The sequence below is a fragment of the Halomonas sp. M4R1S46 genome, assembly GCF_025725685.1.
Taxonomy (GTDB): Bacteria; Pseudomonadota; Gammaproteobacteria; order Pseudomonadales; family Halomonadaceae; genus Halomonas.
The window spans coordinates 1,448,096-1,464,217 of sequence record NZ_CP107008.1 but is presented as its reverse complement, the minus strand read 5'-3'; the positions used below and the strand labels follow the sequence as shown (position 1 = coordinate 1,464,217).

The following is a 16,122-nucleotide window of genomic DNA, read 5'->3' as shown; positions in this document are numbered from 1 at the left end:
CCTGCCGCTGCCTGGGGAACCTGGCCGGCGTCCGCGGCACGCCATTGCGCGCCGCGGGCGTCGGCCACCGTCGGGTGACTATTCGTCCACCACCATCTCGAAGCCGCCGTAGATCAACCGCTTGCCGTCAAAGGGCATGGGATTGACCTCCGGCGACAGGCGCGAGTCCTCCATGATCCGGGGCATGGCCTGGTCACGCACCTCCCGGGAGGGCCAGACCAGCCAGGCGAAGATCACCGTCTCGTCGGACCGGCACTGCACGGCCATGGGAAAGGAGGTCACTTCGCCTTCCGGGACGTCGTCGCCCCAGCACTCCACCACCTTGAGGGCCCCGTATTCCTTGAAGACCTCCGCCGCCTGTCGGGCGTGCTCGATATAGGCCTGCCGATTGGCGGTCGGCACGGCGGCCACGAAACCATCCACGTAGCTCATGATGTCTCTCCTGTGTCGTCTCTGGGAGGCAACTCCCGCACCGGGCGCACCTCGATGGTGCCGAAGCGCGCCGGGGGGATGCGGCCGGCCAGCCGCAGGGCCTCGTTGAGGTCATGGGCCTCCAGCAGGTAGAAGCCCGCCAGCTGCTCCTTGGTCTCGGCGAAGGGGCCGTCGGAGACCAGCAGCTCGCCGTCGCGCAGGCGCACGCTGGTGGCGCTCTCCACCGGTTGCAGGGCCCGGCCGGTCACGAAGTGCCCGGCGTCCGTCAGGCGCTCCACCCCGGCCACGCACTCCTGGTTGAGCGCATGCCACTCCGCCTCGCTCATGGCGTTGATCAACTGCTCCTGGTAGTACACCAATGCAACGTACTGCATGCTTCCCTCCTCCCTGGTGTCAGGGGCACTGGTCGCTCGGGGTGGCCACCATCCAGTGCACGCCGAAGCGGTCGGTGGCCATGCCGAACCCCTGCGCCCAGAAGGTGGCCTCGAAGGGCATCAGCACCTGGCCGCCCTCGGCCAGCCGCCGGAACACCGCCTCGGCCTGATCGACCTCCGCATAGTCGAGGAATACCTGGGCCCCCTGGGGCGCCCGGTAGCAATCGCCCAGCATGTCGGCGCCCATCAGCCGATGGCCGCGGATATTGAGCGAGGCGTGGATGACCCGGTCGTGCCAGTCGGGCGGCGTTTGCTCGGCGGCGGGGGTCTCGCCATAGGTCAGCACCGCCTCCAGGTGGCCGCCGGTGACCTCGGCGTAGAAGGCCATCGCCTCCCGGCAGGTGCCGGGAAAAGTGAGGTGCACCTGCAGTGCCCGGGGCAGGCGCTGCTGGGCGACGTGCCGCTCCAGGCCGGCGCCGGGGTCGAAGTCCTCCATGGTGCAGTAGCGCCGCAGCTCCAGGGTGACGTTGCCCTCGCCGTCCTCGCGGGGCCAGCCCCTGGCCCACTCGATGGCCTCCTCGAGCGACTCCACCTCGAGCACGCTGTAGCCCGCCAGCAGCTCCTCGGTGGCCGGGAAGGGTCCCTGGATGACCCGGGGCTCGCCGCCGCGAAACTCGAGGCGACAGCCCTCCCGGCTGGGGCGCAGGCCATCGCCGGTGACGAAGACCCCGGCGCGGATCAGCCGCTCGTTGTAGTCGCCCATGGCCTGCAGCAGTGCCTGGCTGGGCAGTATGCCCTGCTCGGTGTCCGCATCGGCCTTGCGCATCAGCATGTATCGCATGGCATCACTCTCCTGGGTGGGTGGTATTCAGGAGTCGTGCGGCGGCGACGGGAATCGACAGGCGGAGAGCATTTTTTCGCGGCCGCCGCCACGCCCCACCGGCGGCGACAGCCAGCGCCTTGCCCCGGGGCTCGCGGCCGCCTCACCCCGGCGTGTCCAGCGCCGCCAGGCGGCGCGCCAGGAAGCGTCGCTCCGGGGCCTGAACGGTCAGCGCCAGGGCCCGCTCGTAGGCCTGCCGGGCCGCATCAAAGTGGCCGGCGCGCCGGTGCAGGTCGGCCAGGGCGGCATGGTAGAGGTGATAGTTGACGATCGACTTGTGCCCGGCGAGCCCCTCGAGCAGCGCCAGGCCGGCCTCCGGCGAGTCGCGCATGGCCACGGCGACCGCCCGGTTGAGGGCGATCACCGGGGTGGGCTGCCGGCGATAGAGGGCCTCGTAGAGCATCACGATGCGCCGCCAGTCCGTGGCCTCGGCGCTGGGGGCCTGGGCATGGACGGCGGCGATGGAGGCCTGCAGGGTGTAGGGGCCGGTGGGGCTCAGCGCCAGGGCGCGGGCCAGGCAGGCCAGCCCGGCCTCGATCTGGGCCCGGTCCCAGAGCCCGCGGTCCTGCTCCTCCAGGGGCATCAGCTCGCCCCGGACGTCCTGGCGCGCCGCGCGGCGGGCATCGTGGAGCAGCATCAGCGCCAGCAGGCCGAAGGCCTCCCCCCGGGGCAGCAGGTCCGTCAGCGCCTCGGCCAGGCGGATGGCCTCCTCGGCCAGGCGCACGTCCACCACCGTCTCGCCGTCGCTGCGGGAATAGCCCTCGTTGAAGATCAGGTAGATCACCCCGAGCACGCCGGGCAGGCGCTCCGGCAGCTCACGGACGTCGGGAACCTCGTAGGGGATGCCGGCCTCGCGCAGCCGCCGCTTGGCCCGCACGATCCGCTGGGCCAGGCTGGCCGGGCGCTGCAGCAGCGCGCTGGCGACCTGTTCGGTGGTCAGTCCGGCCATCTCGCGCAGGGTCAGGGCGACGCGATCGGTCATCGCCAGCCGGGGGTGGCAGCAGGTGAACAGCAGCCGCAGCGGGTCGTCCGCGATGCCCTGGTCCGCCGGGTCGCTCGTGTCCTCGGCCGCGAGCAGATGGGCATGCCGACGGGCGGTCTGCCGGCGGCGGATCTGGTCGATGCCCCGCCGGTGACCGACCCGGATCAGCCAGGCCACGGGGTCGTCGGGCACCCCCTCCGCCGGCCAGCGGCTCACCGCCGCGGCGAAGGCCTCGTGCAGCGCGTCCTCGGCCGGCTCGAAGTCGCCGAGCAGGCGAATCAGCGTCGCCAGCACGCGTGGGGCGTGCTGGCGATAGAGGGACTCGATGGATACCTGGACCTGCATGGCGATAGCGCTCCCGGGCCGTTCCTTGGCATGACGCGCCTGGTGTCAGCCTCCAGCATAGTCGCTGGGACACCCGGCGCGAGTCGCCACGGGACGCCACTGCCGATGCGCCCGCCTGCCATCAGGCGGCGAAGGCGAGATCGGCCACCTCGACGACCTCGCCGCTGACCCGGACATCCGCCAGCTCCATGCCCTCGATGACCAGCTCCGCCTCGATGCGGCTCGGCCGGCCCACGAAGCGCCCCTGGGTGATCGTCAGGGTCCTGCCGAGCGCGAGCCCGTGCTTGTGGAGATAGGCCGCCGCGGGGCCGGCGGCACTGCCCGTGGCCACATCCTCGACCCGGCCGGCATTGTCCCAGCTCCGCCCTTCCCGGCCGTTGATATCGAGGACATAGACGAACTTGGCGCCGTGCGAGGCGAGCAGCGGCGACAGGTCCGCCACCTGGAAGGCGATCCGCTCCAGGCCGCCGGCGACCGGCAGGACCAGGTAGGGCAAGCCGGTGGAGACCACCTCGGCCGGATAGTTGCGTCGCCCGCCGGCACCCAGCCCCAGCGCCGCATAGACCTCCCCGGCTTCGTCACGCGTCAGCGTCCTGAGGAAGGCGGGACGCCCCTGAGCCAGGGTCGCCGTGAAGCGGCCGTCCCGCCAGGCGCTGGTCAGCGCGGCCGTGCGCCGGTTCAGCCTCACCCGCCATGCATGCCGATCTCGGTCGCCGTACGTCTGGTGCAGGTAATAGGCCAGTCCCAGCAGCGGATGCCCGGCGAAGTCCAGTTCCTCTTCCATGGTGAAGATCCTCGCCGCAAAGGTGTCTCCCTCCCGCCACACGAAGATCGACTCGAACTGCCCCGCCTCCCGCGTCAGCGCCTGCATTTCCCCCGTCGACAGGCCATCGGCCTCGGGGAAGATCGTCAGGCCGTTGCCGCCGAAGCGCTCGGCGCTGAACACATTCACCAGCTTGGCTTTCATGTCACTCTCCCGCTTCTTGACTGTGAGGTCCTCGGGTGGTCGACGCGCCTGGCGTCAGCCCGTCGAGGATGAAGACGAAGCATCGCCCCGCGGCGAGTAAGCCGGCGTTGAAGCCAGCGTGGTATTTTGCGCGGCCCCGTCACCGGGCCCCAGTCATGGGCCTCGGAGAAGATCATCCGGCCGTTGCCGCCGAAGCGCTCGGCGCTGAACACCTTCACCAGCTTGGCTTTCATGTCACTCTCCCGATGCTTGACTGTGAGGTCCTCGGGGCCTCGACGCGCCTGGCGTCAGCCGAGGATGAAGATCACGCAGGCCGCGGTCAGCGCGCCCATGGTGCCGTTGAACACCCGCCAGGAGCGCGGCCCCTTCAGCCAGCGGCCGATGGCCATGCCGAAGCCCGCCCACAGCGAGATGCAGGGCAACGCCACCAGCTCGGCCACGCCGGCCAGCACCAGGGCGTTGACGAAGGTGTTGCCCTCCTCGGGCAGGAAGCTCGCCATCAGCGTCAGCCCCATCACCCAGGCCTTGGGGTTGGCGAACTGGAAGGCGGCGGCCTGCCAGAAGCTCAGCGGGCGTCCCTCGGCGTTGCCGAACTCCGGCGGCGGCGCCGTGGCGATGCCCCAGGCCAGGTACAGCAGGTAGAGGCTGCCGATGATGCGCAGCAGGGTCTGCACGATCGGGAAGCGCTCGAAGACGATGCCCAGGCCCAGCGCAATGGCCCCGAACAGCAGGAAGCAGCCGCCCATGATGCCCAGCAGGTGTGGCAGGGTCCGGCGAAAGCCGTAGTTCGCCCCGGAGGCGGTGAGCATCACGTTGTTGGGCCCGGGAGTGAGGGTCATGGAGATCATGAACAGGGACGCGGGTCCCAGGAAGGCCAGGGTTTCCATGGTATTGTACCCATACAATTTTGGATTGATCGCTGGATATTGCGCGTCTTTCAGAGCATAATAGGTACAATAATGGCGTCAAAGGTTTTATTGTCACCATGACAATCTGGACACCGACCCTCCCCGACGATGGCCCCCGCTATCGCCGCATCGCCGAGGCCCTGGCCGAGGCCATCACCAGCGGCGAGCTGGCCCCGGGCGAGAAGCTGCCGCCCCAGCGCCAGCTCGCCGATCGCCTGGGCGTCACCGTGGGCACCATCACCCGGGCCTACGCCGAGGCCCACCGCCAGGCCTGGGTGGAATCCCGCGTCGGCAGCGGCACCTATGTGCGCCGACCGGCCGAGGCGGACCACGCGCCCTTCTTTCGCGCCGGCCAGCCGGTGGCGGACGGGGTCATCGACATCAGCATGAGCCTGCCGCCGCCCCACCCGCTGCGTGCCCGGGGCCTGCAGCGGGCGCTGCAAGCGATCACCGAGGACCCCGCGGCCCTGCAGGCCGCCACCGACTACCAGCCGGAGGCGGGCAGCGAGGCCCAGCGGGCGCGCATCGCCGCCTGGCAGGGCAGCCTCGGCCTCCCCGACGACCCCACGCGATTGCTGATCACCCAGGGGGGCCAGCACGGCATTCACCTGGTGACGCGCACCCTCGCCCAGCCGGGCGACCTGGTGGCAGGCGACGCCCTGACCTATCCCGGCTTCGTCTGCGCCGCCCAGCAGGCTCACCTGCGTCTGATGGCAGTGCCGATGGACGAGGACGGCATGGACGTCGAGGCCCTGGCCCGGCTGTGCGCCCGTCAACCGCCACGCCTGCTCTACACCACTCCGGACCTCAACAATCCCACCGGGGCACGGCTCTCCGACGCCCGTCGCGAGCGCCTGGCGGCCCTGGCCCGGGAACATGACATCTGGCTGGTCGAGGACGCGGTGCAGTACCTGCCCGAGGCCGAGCGAGGCACGCCGCTGATCGAGCTGGCCCCCGAACGCACCCTGCACATCTTCAGCACGTCCAAGGTGCTGGCCGGCGGGCTGCGCATCGGCAGCCTCACGGTGCCTGAGCAGTTGCAGGAACGCCTCTGCTCGGCCCTGCGCTCCCAGAGCTGGATGGTGCCGCCGCTGATGGTGGAGGCGGCCTGTCGCTGGATGGAGGATCCCGGCAGCCGCGAGCTGCTGCGTTGGCAGGTCGACGAGCTCGCCGCTCGCCGCACCCTGGCACTGGAACGCCTGGCCGCCTACGGGCCGATGAGCCGCGAGGGCTCGTCGCTGGTATGGCTGCCGCTGCCGGCGGGACGACGCAGCAGCGAGGTGCAGGCACTGCTCGCCCGGCGAGGGGTCAAGGTCTCCACCCCCGAGCCGTTCTGCATGGGCAGCGAGCCGGCGCCCCAGGCCGTGCGACTATGCCTGGGCCCGGCCGAGACCCGCGAGATCCTCGATCGAGCGTTAACAATCGTCGATGAGCTATTATCGGAGCCGCCCTCCTCGCCCTGGCAGACCCTATGACGGCGTGATTCACCCTTCGTGGTGCTCTTCGAGTGGGCCCAGGAACGGGTCGAGCGCCTCGACGACGTGCTGGGGGTCTGGCCGCTGCACGGCGTGTGCGGCCTGTGGGGCGGCATCGCCGCGGGCATCTTCGGCCAGGCGTGGCTGGGCGGCCTCGGCGGGGTCAGCCTGATGGCCCAGCTGGTCGGGTCGCTCGCCGGCGTGGCGGTCGCGGTGGCCTGGTCGTCTACGGCCTGGTGGCCAGGGTCTCCGGCCTGCGCCTGACCCAGGAGGAGGAGTTCAACGGCGCCGACCTGAGCATCCACCGCATCGGCGCCACCTCGCTGGACTGATCCCGCCCGTGGGGCACCGCGTGTGCCGCAACTCCTTGCTGGCGCTGCCCGCCGAGACTCACCGGCGGGCAGCGGACGGTCAGGGCCTATTCGTCCAGGGTTTCTCCGGACCCGCCGAGCTCCACCGGGACGTCCTTCATCTTGGGCAGGCCATCAGGGATCCGCAGCACCGCCTCCTGGTAGTGCACATGCAGCCGGGGCTCGAAGGGCAGATCGGCCAGCAGCGCCGCGTAGACATCGACCAGGCCCATCCCGGGGTGCTCGGTCAGGACATGGCCGCCGCAACGCCGGCACCATTGGCGCCGGCTATTGGGGGTCTTCTGGTAGCTGTCCAGCTCCTCACGGCCTTGGGTGATCTGCACCGCCTCGGGCTTCCAGAGGGTGAAGGCGTTCACCGGGCCGGCCGACCAGTGCCGGCAGGACTCACAGTGACAATACCCCATGGCCTCCGGCGCCCCCACGACCTCTACCTGCACGGCGCCACAGAAACAGCCGCCTCGATAGTGCTGACTCATCGTTCACCTCCGTCGCCACCACTGGGTTCCCGTTCAGTGTAGCGTCCGGATCGTCCCGCCCTCCCGGCGGAATGAACGAGCGATGCCGCGCCCGGGGGGCCGGAGCCTCCGAGGGTGGACCTTCCGTCGCCCAGCACCTACACCTTGAACATGGGCATGCCACAGGCAGGGGACCGCGCGGTGCAGGGACCGGGGGGCGTCATTCGCTTCCTGGGCCTGGTGCTGCTGGGGGCACTCATCGGCGGCCTGGCGGCGCTGGCGGCCGTGGGGTTCGTGGCCGCGGTGCTGTGGCTCAACGACCTGCTGCTGATCTCCCCCCGCGGGCGTATGATGTTCGCCCACCCCGAGCTGCTGGCCCTGGCCACCGTGCTGGTGCCGGCCATCGGCGGCCTGGTGGTGGGCCAGCTGCACCGCGCCATTCCCGAGCGTCGCCCCCACACCCCCGCCGACGTGATCGCCGCGGTCCAGACCCGGCGCGGCCGCCTGCCTGCCCGGGCCGGGGTGCTCTCGGCCCTCTCCGGCCTGGTCTCCCTGGGGGCCGGGGCCTCGGTGGGCCAGTACGGCCCGCTGGTGCACATGGGCGCGACTCTCGGCTCGGCGGCGACGCGGCTGCTGCGCCTGGGCCGCTCGGAGGACAACATCACCATCGCCTGCGGCGTCGCGGCGGCCATCGCCACCGCCTTCAACGCGCCCCTGGCGGGCATCGTCTTCGCCCACGAGGTGGTACTGCGCCACTATGCCCTGCGCGCCTTCGCGCCGGTGGCCGCGGCGGCCCTGGTCGGGCACGTGATCGCCACCAACGTGCTGGCCCGCGGGGCCCTCTTCCACGTGGTCGAGCCCGCCCTGCCCCGACCCTGGGAGTTCGCCGCCTTCCTCGCCATCGGCGGCCTCGGCGCCCTGGTGGCCGGCGCCTACATGCGCAGCATCCTGGCGGTGGGCCGCCTCGCCGCTCGCCTGCCTTTGGCGCCCCCGCTGCGCCCGGCGCTGGCCGGGGCGATGCTCGGCGTGGTCGCGCTGTGGGTCCCCGACATCCTGGGCATGGGCCAGGAGGCCCTGCGCTTCGCCACCATCGCCGGGGCCTTCGGCGGCCTCGAGCTGGGCGTGGTGCTGGTGCTCAAGCTGGCGGCCACGGCGCTGTGCCTGGGGATGGGCTTCGGTGGCGGGGTGTTCAGCCCGGCGCTGGTGATCGGCACCCTCTTCGGTGCGCTGTGCGGCACCCTGGTGGCCGCGGCCGGCGGCGCCCAGGACACCTTCGTCTTCTACGCCATCTGCGGCATGGTGGCGGTGACCGCGCCGGTGATCGGCGCCCCCCTGACCAGCCTGCTGATCGTCTTCGAGCTCACCGGCAGCTATGCCCTGACCACCGCGGCCCTGGCCAGCGTGACCCTGGCGAGCCCCATCGCCGCCCAGCTGTTCGGCCGCTCGCTGTTCGACATCCAGCTCGCCGGGCGCGGGCTCGACCTCTCCTCGGGGCGCAGCCGCGCGGTGCTCGAGGACGCCCGGCTCGAGCAGCTGATGAGCCAGGAGGGCGTGACCCTGCGCCCCGACGCCAGCGTGGCCGAGGCCGTGGCGCGGCTCGGCCGAGCCGGCCACGGCGAGGCCTACCTGGTCGACGCCGAGGGCCGCTACCGGGGCAGCGTGACCCTGGCCGACCTGGAGGTGATCCGCGAGCAGGGCGAGGAGGCGCGCACGGTGGACGACTGCCCGCAGACGCCGCGCCCGGTGCTCGGCCCGCAGACCTCGGTGTGGACGGCGATGCGCCAGCTGCAGGAGATGACCGGCGAGGCCATCGCCGTGGTGGATGACGACGACACCTTCCTGGGCGTGGTCTTCGAGGCGAGCATCGCCCGGGCCTTCCTGCGCTACAGTGACGAGCTGCGGCGGGAGGAACACGGTGCGGGCTAGCGGCCTCTGCCGGGCGTGCGCCCTGGCACTGGGGCTCTGGGCGGCCTGGCCGGCCGCCGCCGCCCCCGAGGGCATCACCGTGCTGAGCTGGGGGGGCGCCTACGAGCGCGCCCAGCAGCGCGCCCTCTTCACGCCCTTCACCGCGGCCACCGGCACCCCGGTCAGCGTGGCCCGCTACGATGGCGGGCTCGCCGGCCTGCGCCGGGCCGTTGCCACGGGCGAGGTGCCCTGGGACGTGATGGACATGACCCGCAGCGAGGCCATGGCGGCCTGCCGCGAGGGGCTGCTCGCGCCGCTGTCGCCGTCGCTGGCCGAGCCGGCACCGGACGGCACCCCCGCCGAGCGCGACTTCATCGACGGCGCCTTCGGTCCCTGCAGCATCACCCACTCGGTGTTCGCCACCGTGGTGGCCTATCGCCGCGACGCCTTCCCCGGCCGGCGGCCCACGCGGATCGCCGATCTCTTCGATCAGCGGCGCTTCCCCGGCCCGCGGGCCCTGCAGCGCACCCCCTCGGTCAACCTGGAATGGGCCCTGCTGTCCTACGACGTGCCCCGCGAGGAGCTCTACCGGCTGCTCAGCACTCGGCGCGGCCTGTCGCTGGCCCTGGAGCGCCTGGCCGGCCTGGAGGACCTGCGCTGGTGGGAGGCCGGCAGCACCCCGCCCCAACTGCTGGCCGAGGGCGAGGTGGTGATGGCCTCGGGCTACAACGGCCGTTTCTTCGATGCCATGGTCAACCGCGACGTGCCCATCGACATCCTCTGGGACGGCCAGGTCCAGGAGCACGAGGTGTGGGCCATCCCGCGCCAGGCGCCGCATCCCGAGGCGGCCCGGGCCTTCATCCGTTTCGCCACCGCCACCGAGCGCCAGGCGGCGCTGACCCGCTATATTCCCTACGGGCCCTCGCGGCACAGTGCCGCCATGCGCATCACCACCCACGAGGACAGCGGCATCGACATGCGCCTGCACATTCCCACCCATCCGCTCAACGCCGAGCGGGCGGTGACCAAGGACGAGGCCTGGTATGCCCGGACCCGGGAGCGCATCGGCGACTACTTCCGCGCGGCCCTGCTCCCCGACGCCGACGAGACGACGCCCGACGACTGACCCTCACAGGAGAGCCCATGCTCGACATCGCCACCCTTCGCGAGGCCCGGGCGCGCCTGGGCGACACCCTGCCCGTCACGCCCCTGGTGCCGGACCATGGCCTCTCCGAGCGCCTCGGCCGGCGGGTCTGGCTCAAGGCCGAATCGCTGCAGCGGACCGGTTCCTTCAAGGCCCGCGGGGCCCTGAACTGGCTGCGCACCGCGAGCCCCGACGAGCTGGCCGGCGGCCTGGGGGCGGTCTCGGCCGGCAACCATGCCCTGGGGCTGGCCTGGGCCGCCCGCCAGGCCGGGGTGCCGGTGACCATCGTCATGCCCGAGGACGCCAGCGCCTTCAAGGTCGCGGGCAGCCGCGAGCTGGGTGCCGAGGTGATCCTCCACGGCGACATCCACGCCGCCTGGACGCTCATGCACCGGCTGGTGGACGAGCGCGGCCTGACCCTGGTGCATCCCTACGACGACGAGCGCATCATCGCCGGCCAGGGCAGCGTCGGCCTGGAGCTGCTCGACCAGGCCCCCGAGGCCAGTGCCGTGCTCTGCCCCATCGGCGGCGGCGGACTGATCTCGGGCATCGGCGTGGCTGCCGCGGCCCTGCGGCCGTCGCTGCGCCTGATCGGGGTGGAGCCCCTGGGCGCGGCCAGCATGGCCCATGCCTGGGCCGAGGGCGGCCCGGCCCCGCTGGCCCGGGTCGAGACCGCCGCCAAGAGCCTCGCCGCGGCCATCGTCGGCGAGCACACCTACCCGCTGTGCCGGGCCCATGTGACGGCCCTGGCGCAGGTCGGCGAGGCCGACCTCGAGCGCGCCATGCATCACCTGCTCTACGGCGCCAAGCTGATGGTCGAGCCCGGCGCCGCCGTGGGCATCGCCGCCCTGCTGGCCAGGCACGGGCCCGACCTGCCGCCGGACGGCGACCTGGTGGTGGTGCTCACCGGCGCCAACCTCGGCCCCGACGAGCTGCGCGACTTCACCTGATAGAGGGATCGCGGGCACTGCCGCCAAGAATCACGCAGCGCCACAGCGAGGACACCCGGCGCAGGCCGGCTGTCGGAGAGGGTGACGGGGTACGGCGAGGCGAAGGGCTAACGCCGGCCGATCCGCTCCAGCTGCCGCTCCAGCTTGCCCATGGCATTGAACAGGTCGCGATACTCGCCAACGCTCAGGGTGGCCACCAGTTCGGCTTCCCAGGCCTGCGCATCGGGGACCAGGCTCGCGAGCAGTTCCTCGCCCGCCGGGGTCAGGTGCAGGTCATGGACGCGCTGGTCGTGGACCGACGGCTCCCGATGGATCAGGCCACGGTCCTCCAGCGCCTGAACGGCGCGCGAGACCCGCGCCTTGTCCATGTTCGTGTAGGTGCAGATCTTCTTCGCCGTCAGCTCGTCGCAGTGGCTGAGCCAGGCCAGCACCCGCCACTGGGCGACATTGATGTCGTAGCGCTCGGCGTACATGCGCTCCAGCTCGTCGCTGATGCGATCGGCCAGCCGGTTGAGCCGATAGGGCAGGAACTGGGACAGATCCAGCTCCGCACGGGGAAGGGAACCGGATCCGGCATCCCCCTCCGCGCCGGCGGAGGCCCCATGCTCACCGCTTGATCGCTCGTCTACCTCCATGGGCCCTCCTCAGTAAGGTCGTGTCGCCGGGGAGAGTACGACAGCGGGCAGGGCCGGCGCCAGCCAGCCCGTGGCCCCACCACCCCGGCCACTGGATAGTCTCATCATCAACCAAAAAACCGACATTCACGCACAAGACTTAAGTCTACACACGGGGTAACCGTCTGTTTTACCTCGATTACCATACCCAGCTACGACATTTCCCGGCAGGAGGTGCACCAGCTCGCTGGACAAATGGTTTCAATAGAAACTATATTGCCGTCATTCGCCCACGGCGGCCGGTAAGGCCAGGGCCCCGTCGCCCACGATCGGAGACACTGCCGGGGCCCGCCTGACCCGGCATTCGGCGTCCCGGCCGAGGCCGCCGAATCGCCAGGCCCGTCAGGCCAACAGGAACAGCGCCGATTTCCAGAGGATTACGAGATGGTCACCGATACCCTTGAGTATCAAAGCGGTTTTCGCAATCACTTCGCCACCGAGGCGTTGCCCGATGCCTTGCCCAAGGGTCAGAACTCTCCCCAGCGCTGCGCCTATGGCCTCTATGCGGAACAGCTGACCGGCTCGGCCTTCACCTCGCCGCGCCCGCAGAACCTGCGCAGCTGGCTGTACCGCATCCGCCCCTCGGTGGTGCAGGGCGCCTATCAGCCGCTGGACAACCGGCGCGTGGCCACCGCGCCGCTGGCCGAGCCGGCCGCCGACCCCAACCAGATGCGCTGGGATCCGGCCCCCCTGCCCGACGCCCCCACCGATTTCGTCGAGGGTCTGCTGACCATCGCCGTCAACGGTGACGCCGGCGCCCAGTCGGGCTGTGGCGTGCATGTCTATGCCTTCAACGCGGACATGACCGAGCGCTTCTTCTACGACGCGGACGGGGAACTGCTGATCGTGCCCCAGCTGGGCACGCTGCGGCTGCGCACCGAGCTGGGCGAGCTGGACGTGGCCAATGGCGAGATCGCGGTCATCCCCCGCGGGATCAAGTTCCAGGTGCGGCGCGGCGACGGGGTGGACGCGGCCCGGGGCTATGTCTGCGAGAACTACGGCAGCCCCCTGGAACTGCCGGGCCTGGGGCCCATCGGCGCCAACGGCCTGGCCAACCCCCGGGACTTCCAGAGCCCGGTCGCGGCCTACGAGGACCGCCCGGGCGACATCTCGCTGGTGGCCAAGTTCGCCGGTCGCTTCTGGCAGACCCGCCTGGACCATTCCCCGCTGGACGTGGTGGCCTGGCACGGCAACTACGCGCCCTACAAGTACGACCTGGCCAACTTCAACACCATCAACACCGTGAGCTTCGACCACCCGGATCCCTCGATCTTCACGGTGCTCACCTCGGCCTCGGACACCCCGGGCATGGCCAACCTGGACTTCGTGATCTTCCCGCCGCGCTGGATGGTGGCCGAGAACACCTTCCGCCCGCCCTGGTTCCACCGCAACCTGATGAGCGAGTTCATGGGCCTGATCCACGGCGCCTACGATGCCAAGGCCGAGGGCTTCGTGCCGGGAGGCGCCAGCCTGCACAACTGCATGTCGCCGCATGGGCCGGATGCCGAGACCTTCGACAAGGCCTCCACGGCAGAGTTAACACCGCAGTATCTAGGGAATACGTTGGCCTTCATGTTCGAGAGCCGCTATGTCTATCACCCGACCGGCGCCGCGCTGGACGCCGATTTCCGCCAGCGCGACTACGTCGATGTCTGGTCGACGCTGCGCTCGCACTTCGACCCGACCCAGCCCTGAACCGCTGACTTCCGGACGGGGCCGCCACGGCCTCGCCCCCTGACGAAAGGATCAAGAGACGATGAAACTCGCTACCCTCAAGACCGGTCGTGACGGCGAACTGATCGTGGTCTCCCGCGACCTCAGCCGCGCCGTTCGCGCCACCGAGATCGCCCTCACCCTGCAGCAGGCCATCGAGAACTGGGACGAGTTCAGCCCGCAGCTCGAGGCCCTCTACACCCGGCTCAACGAGGACCAGGCCGAGGGCGCCTTTGACCTCGACATGGCGAGCCTGCACTCGCCGCTGCCGCGCACCTACAACTGGGCCGACGGCTCGGCCTACCTCAATCATGTGCAGCTGGTGCGCCGGGCCCGCAATGCCGAGATGCCGGAGACCTTCTGGACCGATCCGCTGATGTACCAGGGCGGCGGCGATCGCTTCCTGGGACCCCGGGACGACATCGAGGCCGTCAGCGAGGCGCATGGCATCGACTTCGAGGGCGAGATCGCGGTGATCACCGACGACGTGCCCATGGCCGTCGCCCCGGAGCAGGCCGCCGGCCACATCAAGCTGGTCATGCTGGTCAACGACGTCAGCCTGCGCGGCCTGATCCCGGGCGAGCTGGCCAAGGGCTTCGGCTTCTTCCAGGCCAAGCCGGCCTCCGCCTTCTCGCCGATCTGCGTGACGCCGGACGAGCTGGGCGACGCCTGGCAGGACGGCAAGGTCCACCTGCCGCTCACCGTGCACCTCAATGGCGAGAAGTTCGGCGAGCCGGAGGCGGGCCCCGACATGATCTTCGGCTTCCCGCAGCTGGTGGCCCATGCGGCCAGGACCCGCTACCTGGGCGCCGGCGCCATCATCGGCTCCGGCACGGTCTCCAACCCCGACGCCGATGGCGGCCCCGGCAAGCCGGTCGCCGACGGCGGGGTGGGCTACAGCTGCCTGGCCGAGGTGCGCATGGTGGAAACCATTCTCCACGGCGAGGCGAAGACCCCCTTCATGCGGTTCGGCGATCGCGTGCGCATCGAGATGTTCGACCGCCAGGGCCAGAGCATCTTCGGCGCCATCGACCAGCAGGTCGTGAAGTACGACCCCGAGTGACGGCCCCGAGGAGGCAACCATGACGACGCTGTATGGCTACTTCCGCTCGTCGGCCGCCTATCGGGTGCGCATCGCGCTGAACCTCAAGGGCCTGGCCTATGACCAGGCCCCGGTCAACCTGGTCAGGGGCGAGCAGCGCGGCGACGACTTCCGGGCCCGCAATCCCCAGGGCCTGGTCCCGGTGCTCGAGACCGACGAGGGCCACCGCCTGACCCAGTCGCTGGCGATCTGCGAATACCTGGAGGAGCGCCATCCCGCCCCCGCCCTGCTGCCGGCGGACGCCGCCGGGCGGGCCCGGGTCCGCGGACTGGCCCAGCTGGTGGCCAGCGAGATCCATCCCCTCGACAACCTGCGTGTGCTCAAGTACCTGGTCCACGAGCTCGAGGTCGACGACGCGGCCAAGCTGGCCTGGTACCACCACTGGATCCACGAGGGCTTCGCCGCCCTGGAGGCCATGCTGACCCGGGAGGCCGGCACGGGCGAGTTCTGCCACGGCGACACGCCGACCCTGGCGGATATCTGCCTGGTGCCCCAGGTCTTCAATGCCGAGCGCTTCGACTGCGACCTCTCGGCCTACCCGACGATCCGGCGGATCGTGGCCACCTGCCGGGGGCTGCCGGCTTTCCAGCAGGCCGCCCCGCAGGCGCAGCCGGACGCCACCTGAACCGCCACATCCAGACGACGTGACGGGCGCGGTGGCCACCGCGCCCGTCTCGGTCAGACACGCCGACCCTAGGCACCCGAGCAGGGTGTCGAGGGGCACATACTCCCTTTATGCTGGCCACAATCGACGACCAAGGGAGACCACCATGACCTGGGACCAGCAGGAGATCCGCCTCGCCCCCCGCCCCCGGGGCTTTCACCTGATCACCGACGAGATCACGGCCGCCCTGCCGGGGCTCGCCGACCTGGAAGTAGGCCTGCTGCACCTGCAGCTGCTGCATACCTCGGCCTCGCTGACCCTCAACGAGAACGCCGACCCGGACGTGCGCCATGATATGGACGCCTTCCTGCGCGACCTGGTGCCCGGCGACCTGCCCTACTTCCGCCATACGCTAGAGGGGCCGGACGACATGCCCGCCCATGTGGCGGCGAGCCTGCTCGGCACCCAGCTGACCCTCGCGGTGCGCGGCGGTCGGCTGGCGCTCGGCACCTGGCAGGGCCTCTGGCTCGGCGAGCATCGCGATCAGGGCGGTGCCCGACGGCTCATGGCGACCCTCAACGGGCGCTGAGCACGTTGAGGCACAAGAAGCTGGCGCGGCCCGCGAGCGTCCCACAGGCGAGCGCGGTCCAGGCCGAGCGCCGGCTCCCCCGCGCCGATCGAATCATGAAAAATCACTGCATAACAACGACCTATGTCCTGCACACAGGTTTACTTCCCGCCGCGCCATTGATACAAGTCAAGGGTCCACATCCGCTGCTGAGCTAGCCTTGAAGGCACCTGGGTTCCGCGCACGTTGCACAGGCGGACCGCGGGGCAACCA

Annotated in this window: 17 protein-coding genes and 1 pseudogene; 9 read left to right on the top strand and 9 right to left on the bottom strand. The window is 70.7% G+C overall.

From position 1 onward, the window contains the following. Nucleotides 1-78 precede the first annotated feature (78 nt). The 7 genes from OCT48_RS06980 to OCT48_RS06950 all read right to left on the bottom strand — a co-directional run bounded on the left by OCT48_RS06980 (nucleotide 79) and on the right by OCT48_RS06950 (nucleotide 4,867). Entirely contained in the window at nucleotides 79-432 is a 354-nt protein-coding gene (locus OCT48_RS06980) for a DUF1428 domain-containing protein (protein WP_263591979.1), read from the bottom strand. Beyond that, nucleotides 429-806: a YciI family protein gene (locus OCT48_RS06975; protein ID WP_263591978.1), complete on the bottom strand. Its 378-nt coding sequence runs from the start codon at nucleotides 804-806 to the stop codon at nucleotides 429-431. Before OCT48_RS06975 ends, OCT48_RS06980 begins: the two co-directional genes overlap by 4 nt. Nucleotides 807-825: 19 nt before the next feature. After that, on the bottom strand, nucleotides 826-1,647 hold the full coding sequence (locus tag OCT48_RS06970) for a YciI family protein (RefSeq protein ID WP_263591977.1): 822 nt from the start codon (nucleotides 1,645-1,647) through the stop codon (nucleotides 826-828). Nucleotides 1,648-1,789: 142 nt separating this feature from the next. After that, nucleotides 1,790-3,013: an RNA polymerase sigma factor gene (locus OCT48_RS06965; protein WP_263591976.1), complete on the bottom strand. Its 1,224-nt coding sequence runs from the start codon at nucleotides 3,011-3,013 to the stop codon at nucleotides 1,790-1,792. A 121-nt stretch (nucleotides 3,014-3,134) separates the two neighbouring features. Next, nucleotides 3,135-3,980 carry a PhzF family phenazine biosynthesis protein gene (locus OCT48_RS06960; protein WP_263591975.1) on the bottom strand — a complete coding sequence of 282 codons (846 nt, stop codon included), beginning with the start codon at nucleotides 3,978-3,980 and terminating at the stop codon, nucleotides 3,135-3,137. After that, a complete protein-coding gene (locus OCT48_RS06955) occupies nucleotides 3,977-4,213 on the bottom strand; it encodes a hypothetical protein (protein ID WP_263591974.1) in 237 nt (78 codons plus the stop codon). Before OCT48_RS06955 ends, OCT48_RS06960 begins: the two co-directional genes overlap by 4 nt. 54 nt (nucleotides 4,214-4,267) lie before the next feature. Beyond that, nucleotides 4,268-4,867, bottom strand: a complete 600-nt coding sequence (locus tag OCT48_RS06950) for a LysE family translocator (protein ID WP_263591973.1) — start codon at nucleotides 4,865-4,867, stop codon at nucleotides 4,268-4,270. A 98-nt stretch (nucleotides 4,868-4,965) separates the two neighbouring features. Between OCT48_RS06950 and OCT48_RS06945 the strand changes: the two genes are divergently transcribed. Together OCT48_RS06945 and OCT48_RS06940 are read left to right on the top strand one after the other, a co-directional pair. Next, nucleotides 4,966-6,363, top strand: a complete 1,398-nt coding sequence (locus tag OCT48_RS06945) for a PLP-dependent aminotransferase family protein (protein ID WP_263591972.1) — start codon at nucleotides 4,966-4,968, stop codon at nucleotides 6,361-6,363. Between the two features lie 15 nt (nucleotides 6,364-6,378). Beyond that, nucleotides 6,379-6,695 (top strand): annotated as a pseudogene (locus OCT48_RS06940) (ammonium transporter); the annotation flags it as partial. A gap of 86 nt (nucleotides 6,696-6,781) precedes the next feature. On the opposite strand, the gene OCT48_RS06935 reads toward OCT48_RS06940, so the two are convergent. Further along, a complete protein-coding gene (locus OCT48_RS06935; protein WP_263591971.1) occupies nucleotides 6,782-7,210 on the bottom strand; it encodes a GFA family protein in 429 nt (142 codons plus the stop codon). A gap of 156 nt (nucleotides 7,211-7,366) precedes the next feature. Between OCT48_RS06935 and OCT48_RS06930 the strand changes: the two genes are divergently transcribed. The 3 genes from OCT48_RS06930 to OCT48_RS06920 are packed head-to-tail and all read left to right on the top strand — an operon-like array spanning nucleotide 7,367 to nucleotide 11,188. Then, a complete protein-coding gene (locus OCT48_RS06930) occupies nucleotides 7,367-9,115 on the top strand; it encodes a chloride channel protein (RefSeq protein ID WP_263591970.1) in 1,749 nt (582 codons plus the stop codon). Then, nucleotides 9,105-10,220 carry an extracellular solute-binding protein gene (locus OCT48_RS06925; protein ID WP_263591969.1) on the top strand — a complete coding sequence of 372 codons (1,116 nt, stop codon included), beginning with the start codon at nucleotides 9,105-9,107 and terminating at the stop codon, nucleotides 10,218-10,220. The genes OCT48_RS06930 and OCT48_RS06925 overlap by 11 nt, the downstream gene beginning before the upstream one ends. 17 nt (nucleotides 10,221-10,237) lie before the next feature. Next, nucleotides 10,238-11,188 (top strand): threonine/serine dehydratase, encoded by a 951-nt coding sequence (locus OCT48_RS06920; protein WP_263591968.1) that lies wholly within the window; start codon nucleotides 10,238-10,240, stop codon nucleotides 11,186-11,188. A gap of 107 nt (nucleotides 11,189-11,295) precedes the next feature. Here OCT48_RS06920 and OCT48_RS06915 read toward each other — a convergent pair whose 3' ends face one another. Next, entirely contained in the window at nucleotides 11,296-11,823 is a 528-nt protein-coding gene (locus tag OCT48_RS06915; protein WP_263591967.1) for a MarR family winged helix-turn-helix transcriptional regulator, read from the bottom strand. Between the two features lie 423 nt (nucleotides 11,824-12,246). Here OCT48_RS06915 and hmgA point away from each other — a divergent pair, with 423 nt between their 5' ends. From hmgA to OCT48_RS06895, 4 genes are all read left to right on the top strand, one after another. Continuing rightward, nucleotides 12,247-13,557: a homogentisate 1,2-dioxygenase gene (hmgA, locus tag OCT48_RS06910; RefSeq protein ID WP_263591966.1), complete on the top strand. Its 1,311-nt coding sequence runs from the start codon at nucleotides 12,247-12,249 to the stop codon at nucleotides 13,555-13,557. A gap of 61 nt (nucleotides 13,558-13,618) precedes the next feature. Beyond that, entirely contained in the window at nucleotides 13,619-14,638 is a 1,020-nt protein-coding gene (locus tag OCT48_RS06905; RefSeq protein ID WP_263591965.1) for a fumarylacetoacetate hydrolase family protein, read from the top strand. Between the two features lie 19 nt (nucleotides 14,639-14,657). Beyond that, complete coding sequence (maiA, locus tag OCT48_RS06900) at nucleotides 14,658-15,302, top strand: maleylacetoacetate isomerase (protein WP_263591964.1); 645 nt, start codon at nucleotides 14,658-14,660, stop codon at nucleotides 15,300-15,302. A gap of 145 nt (nucleotides 15,303-15,447) precedes the next feature. Then, nucleotides 15,448-15,870: a secondary thiamine-phosphate synthase enzyme YjbQ gene (locus OCT48_RS06895; protein ID WP_263591963.1), complete on the top strand. Its 423-nt coding sequence runs from the start codon at nucleotides 15,448-15,450 to the stop codon at nucleotides 15,868-15,870. The last annotated feature ends 252 nt before the right edge of the window (nucleotides 15,871-16,122 follow it).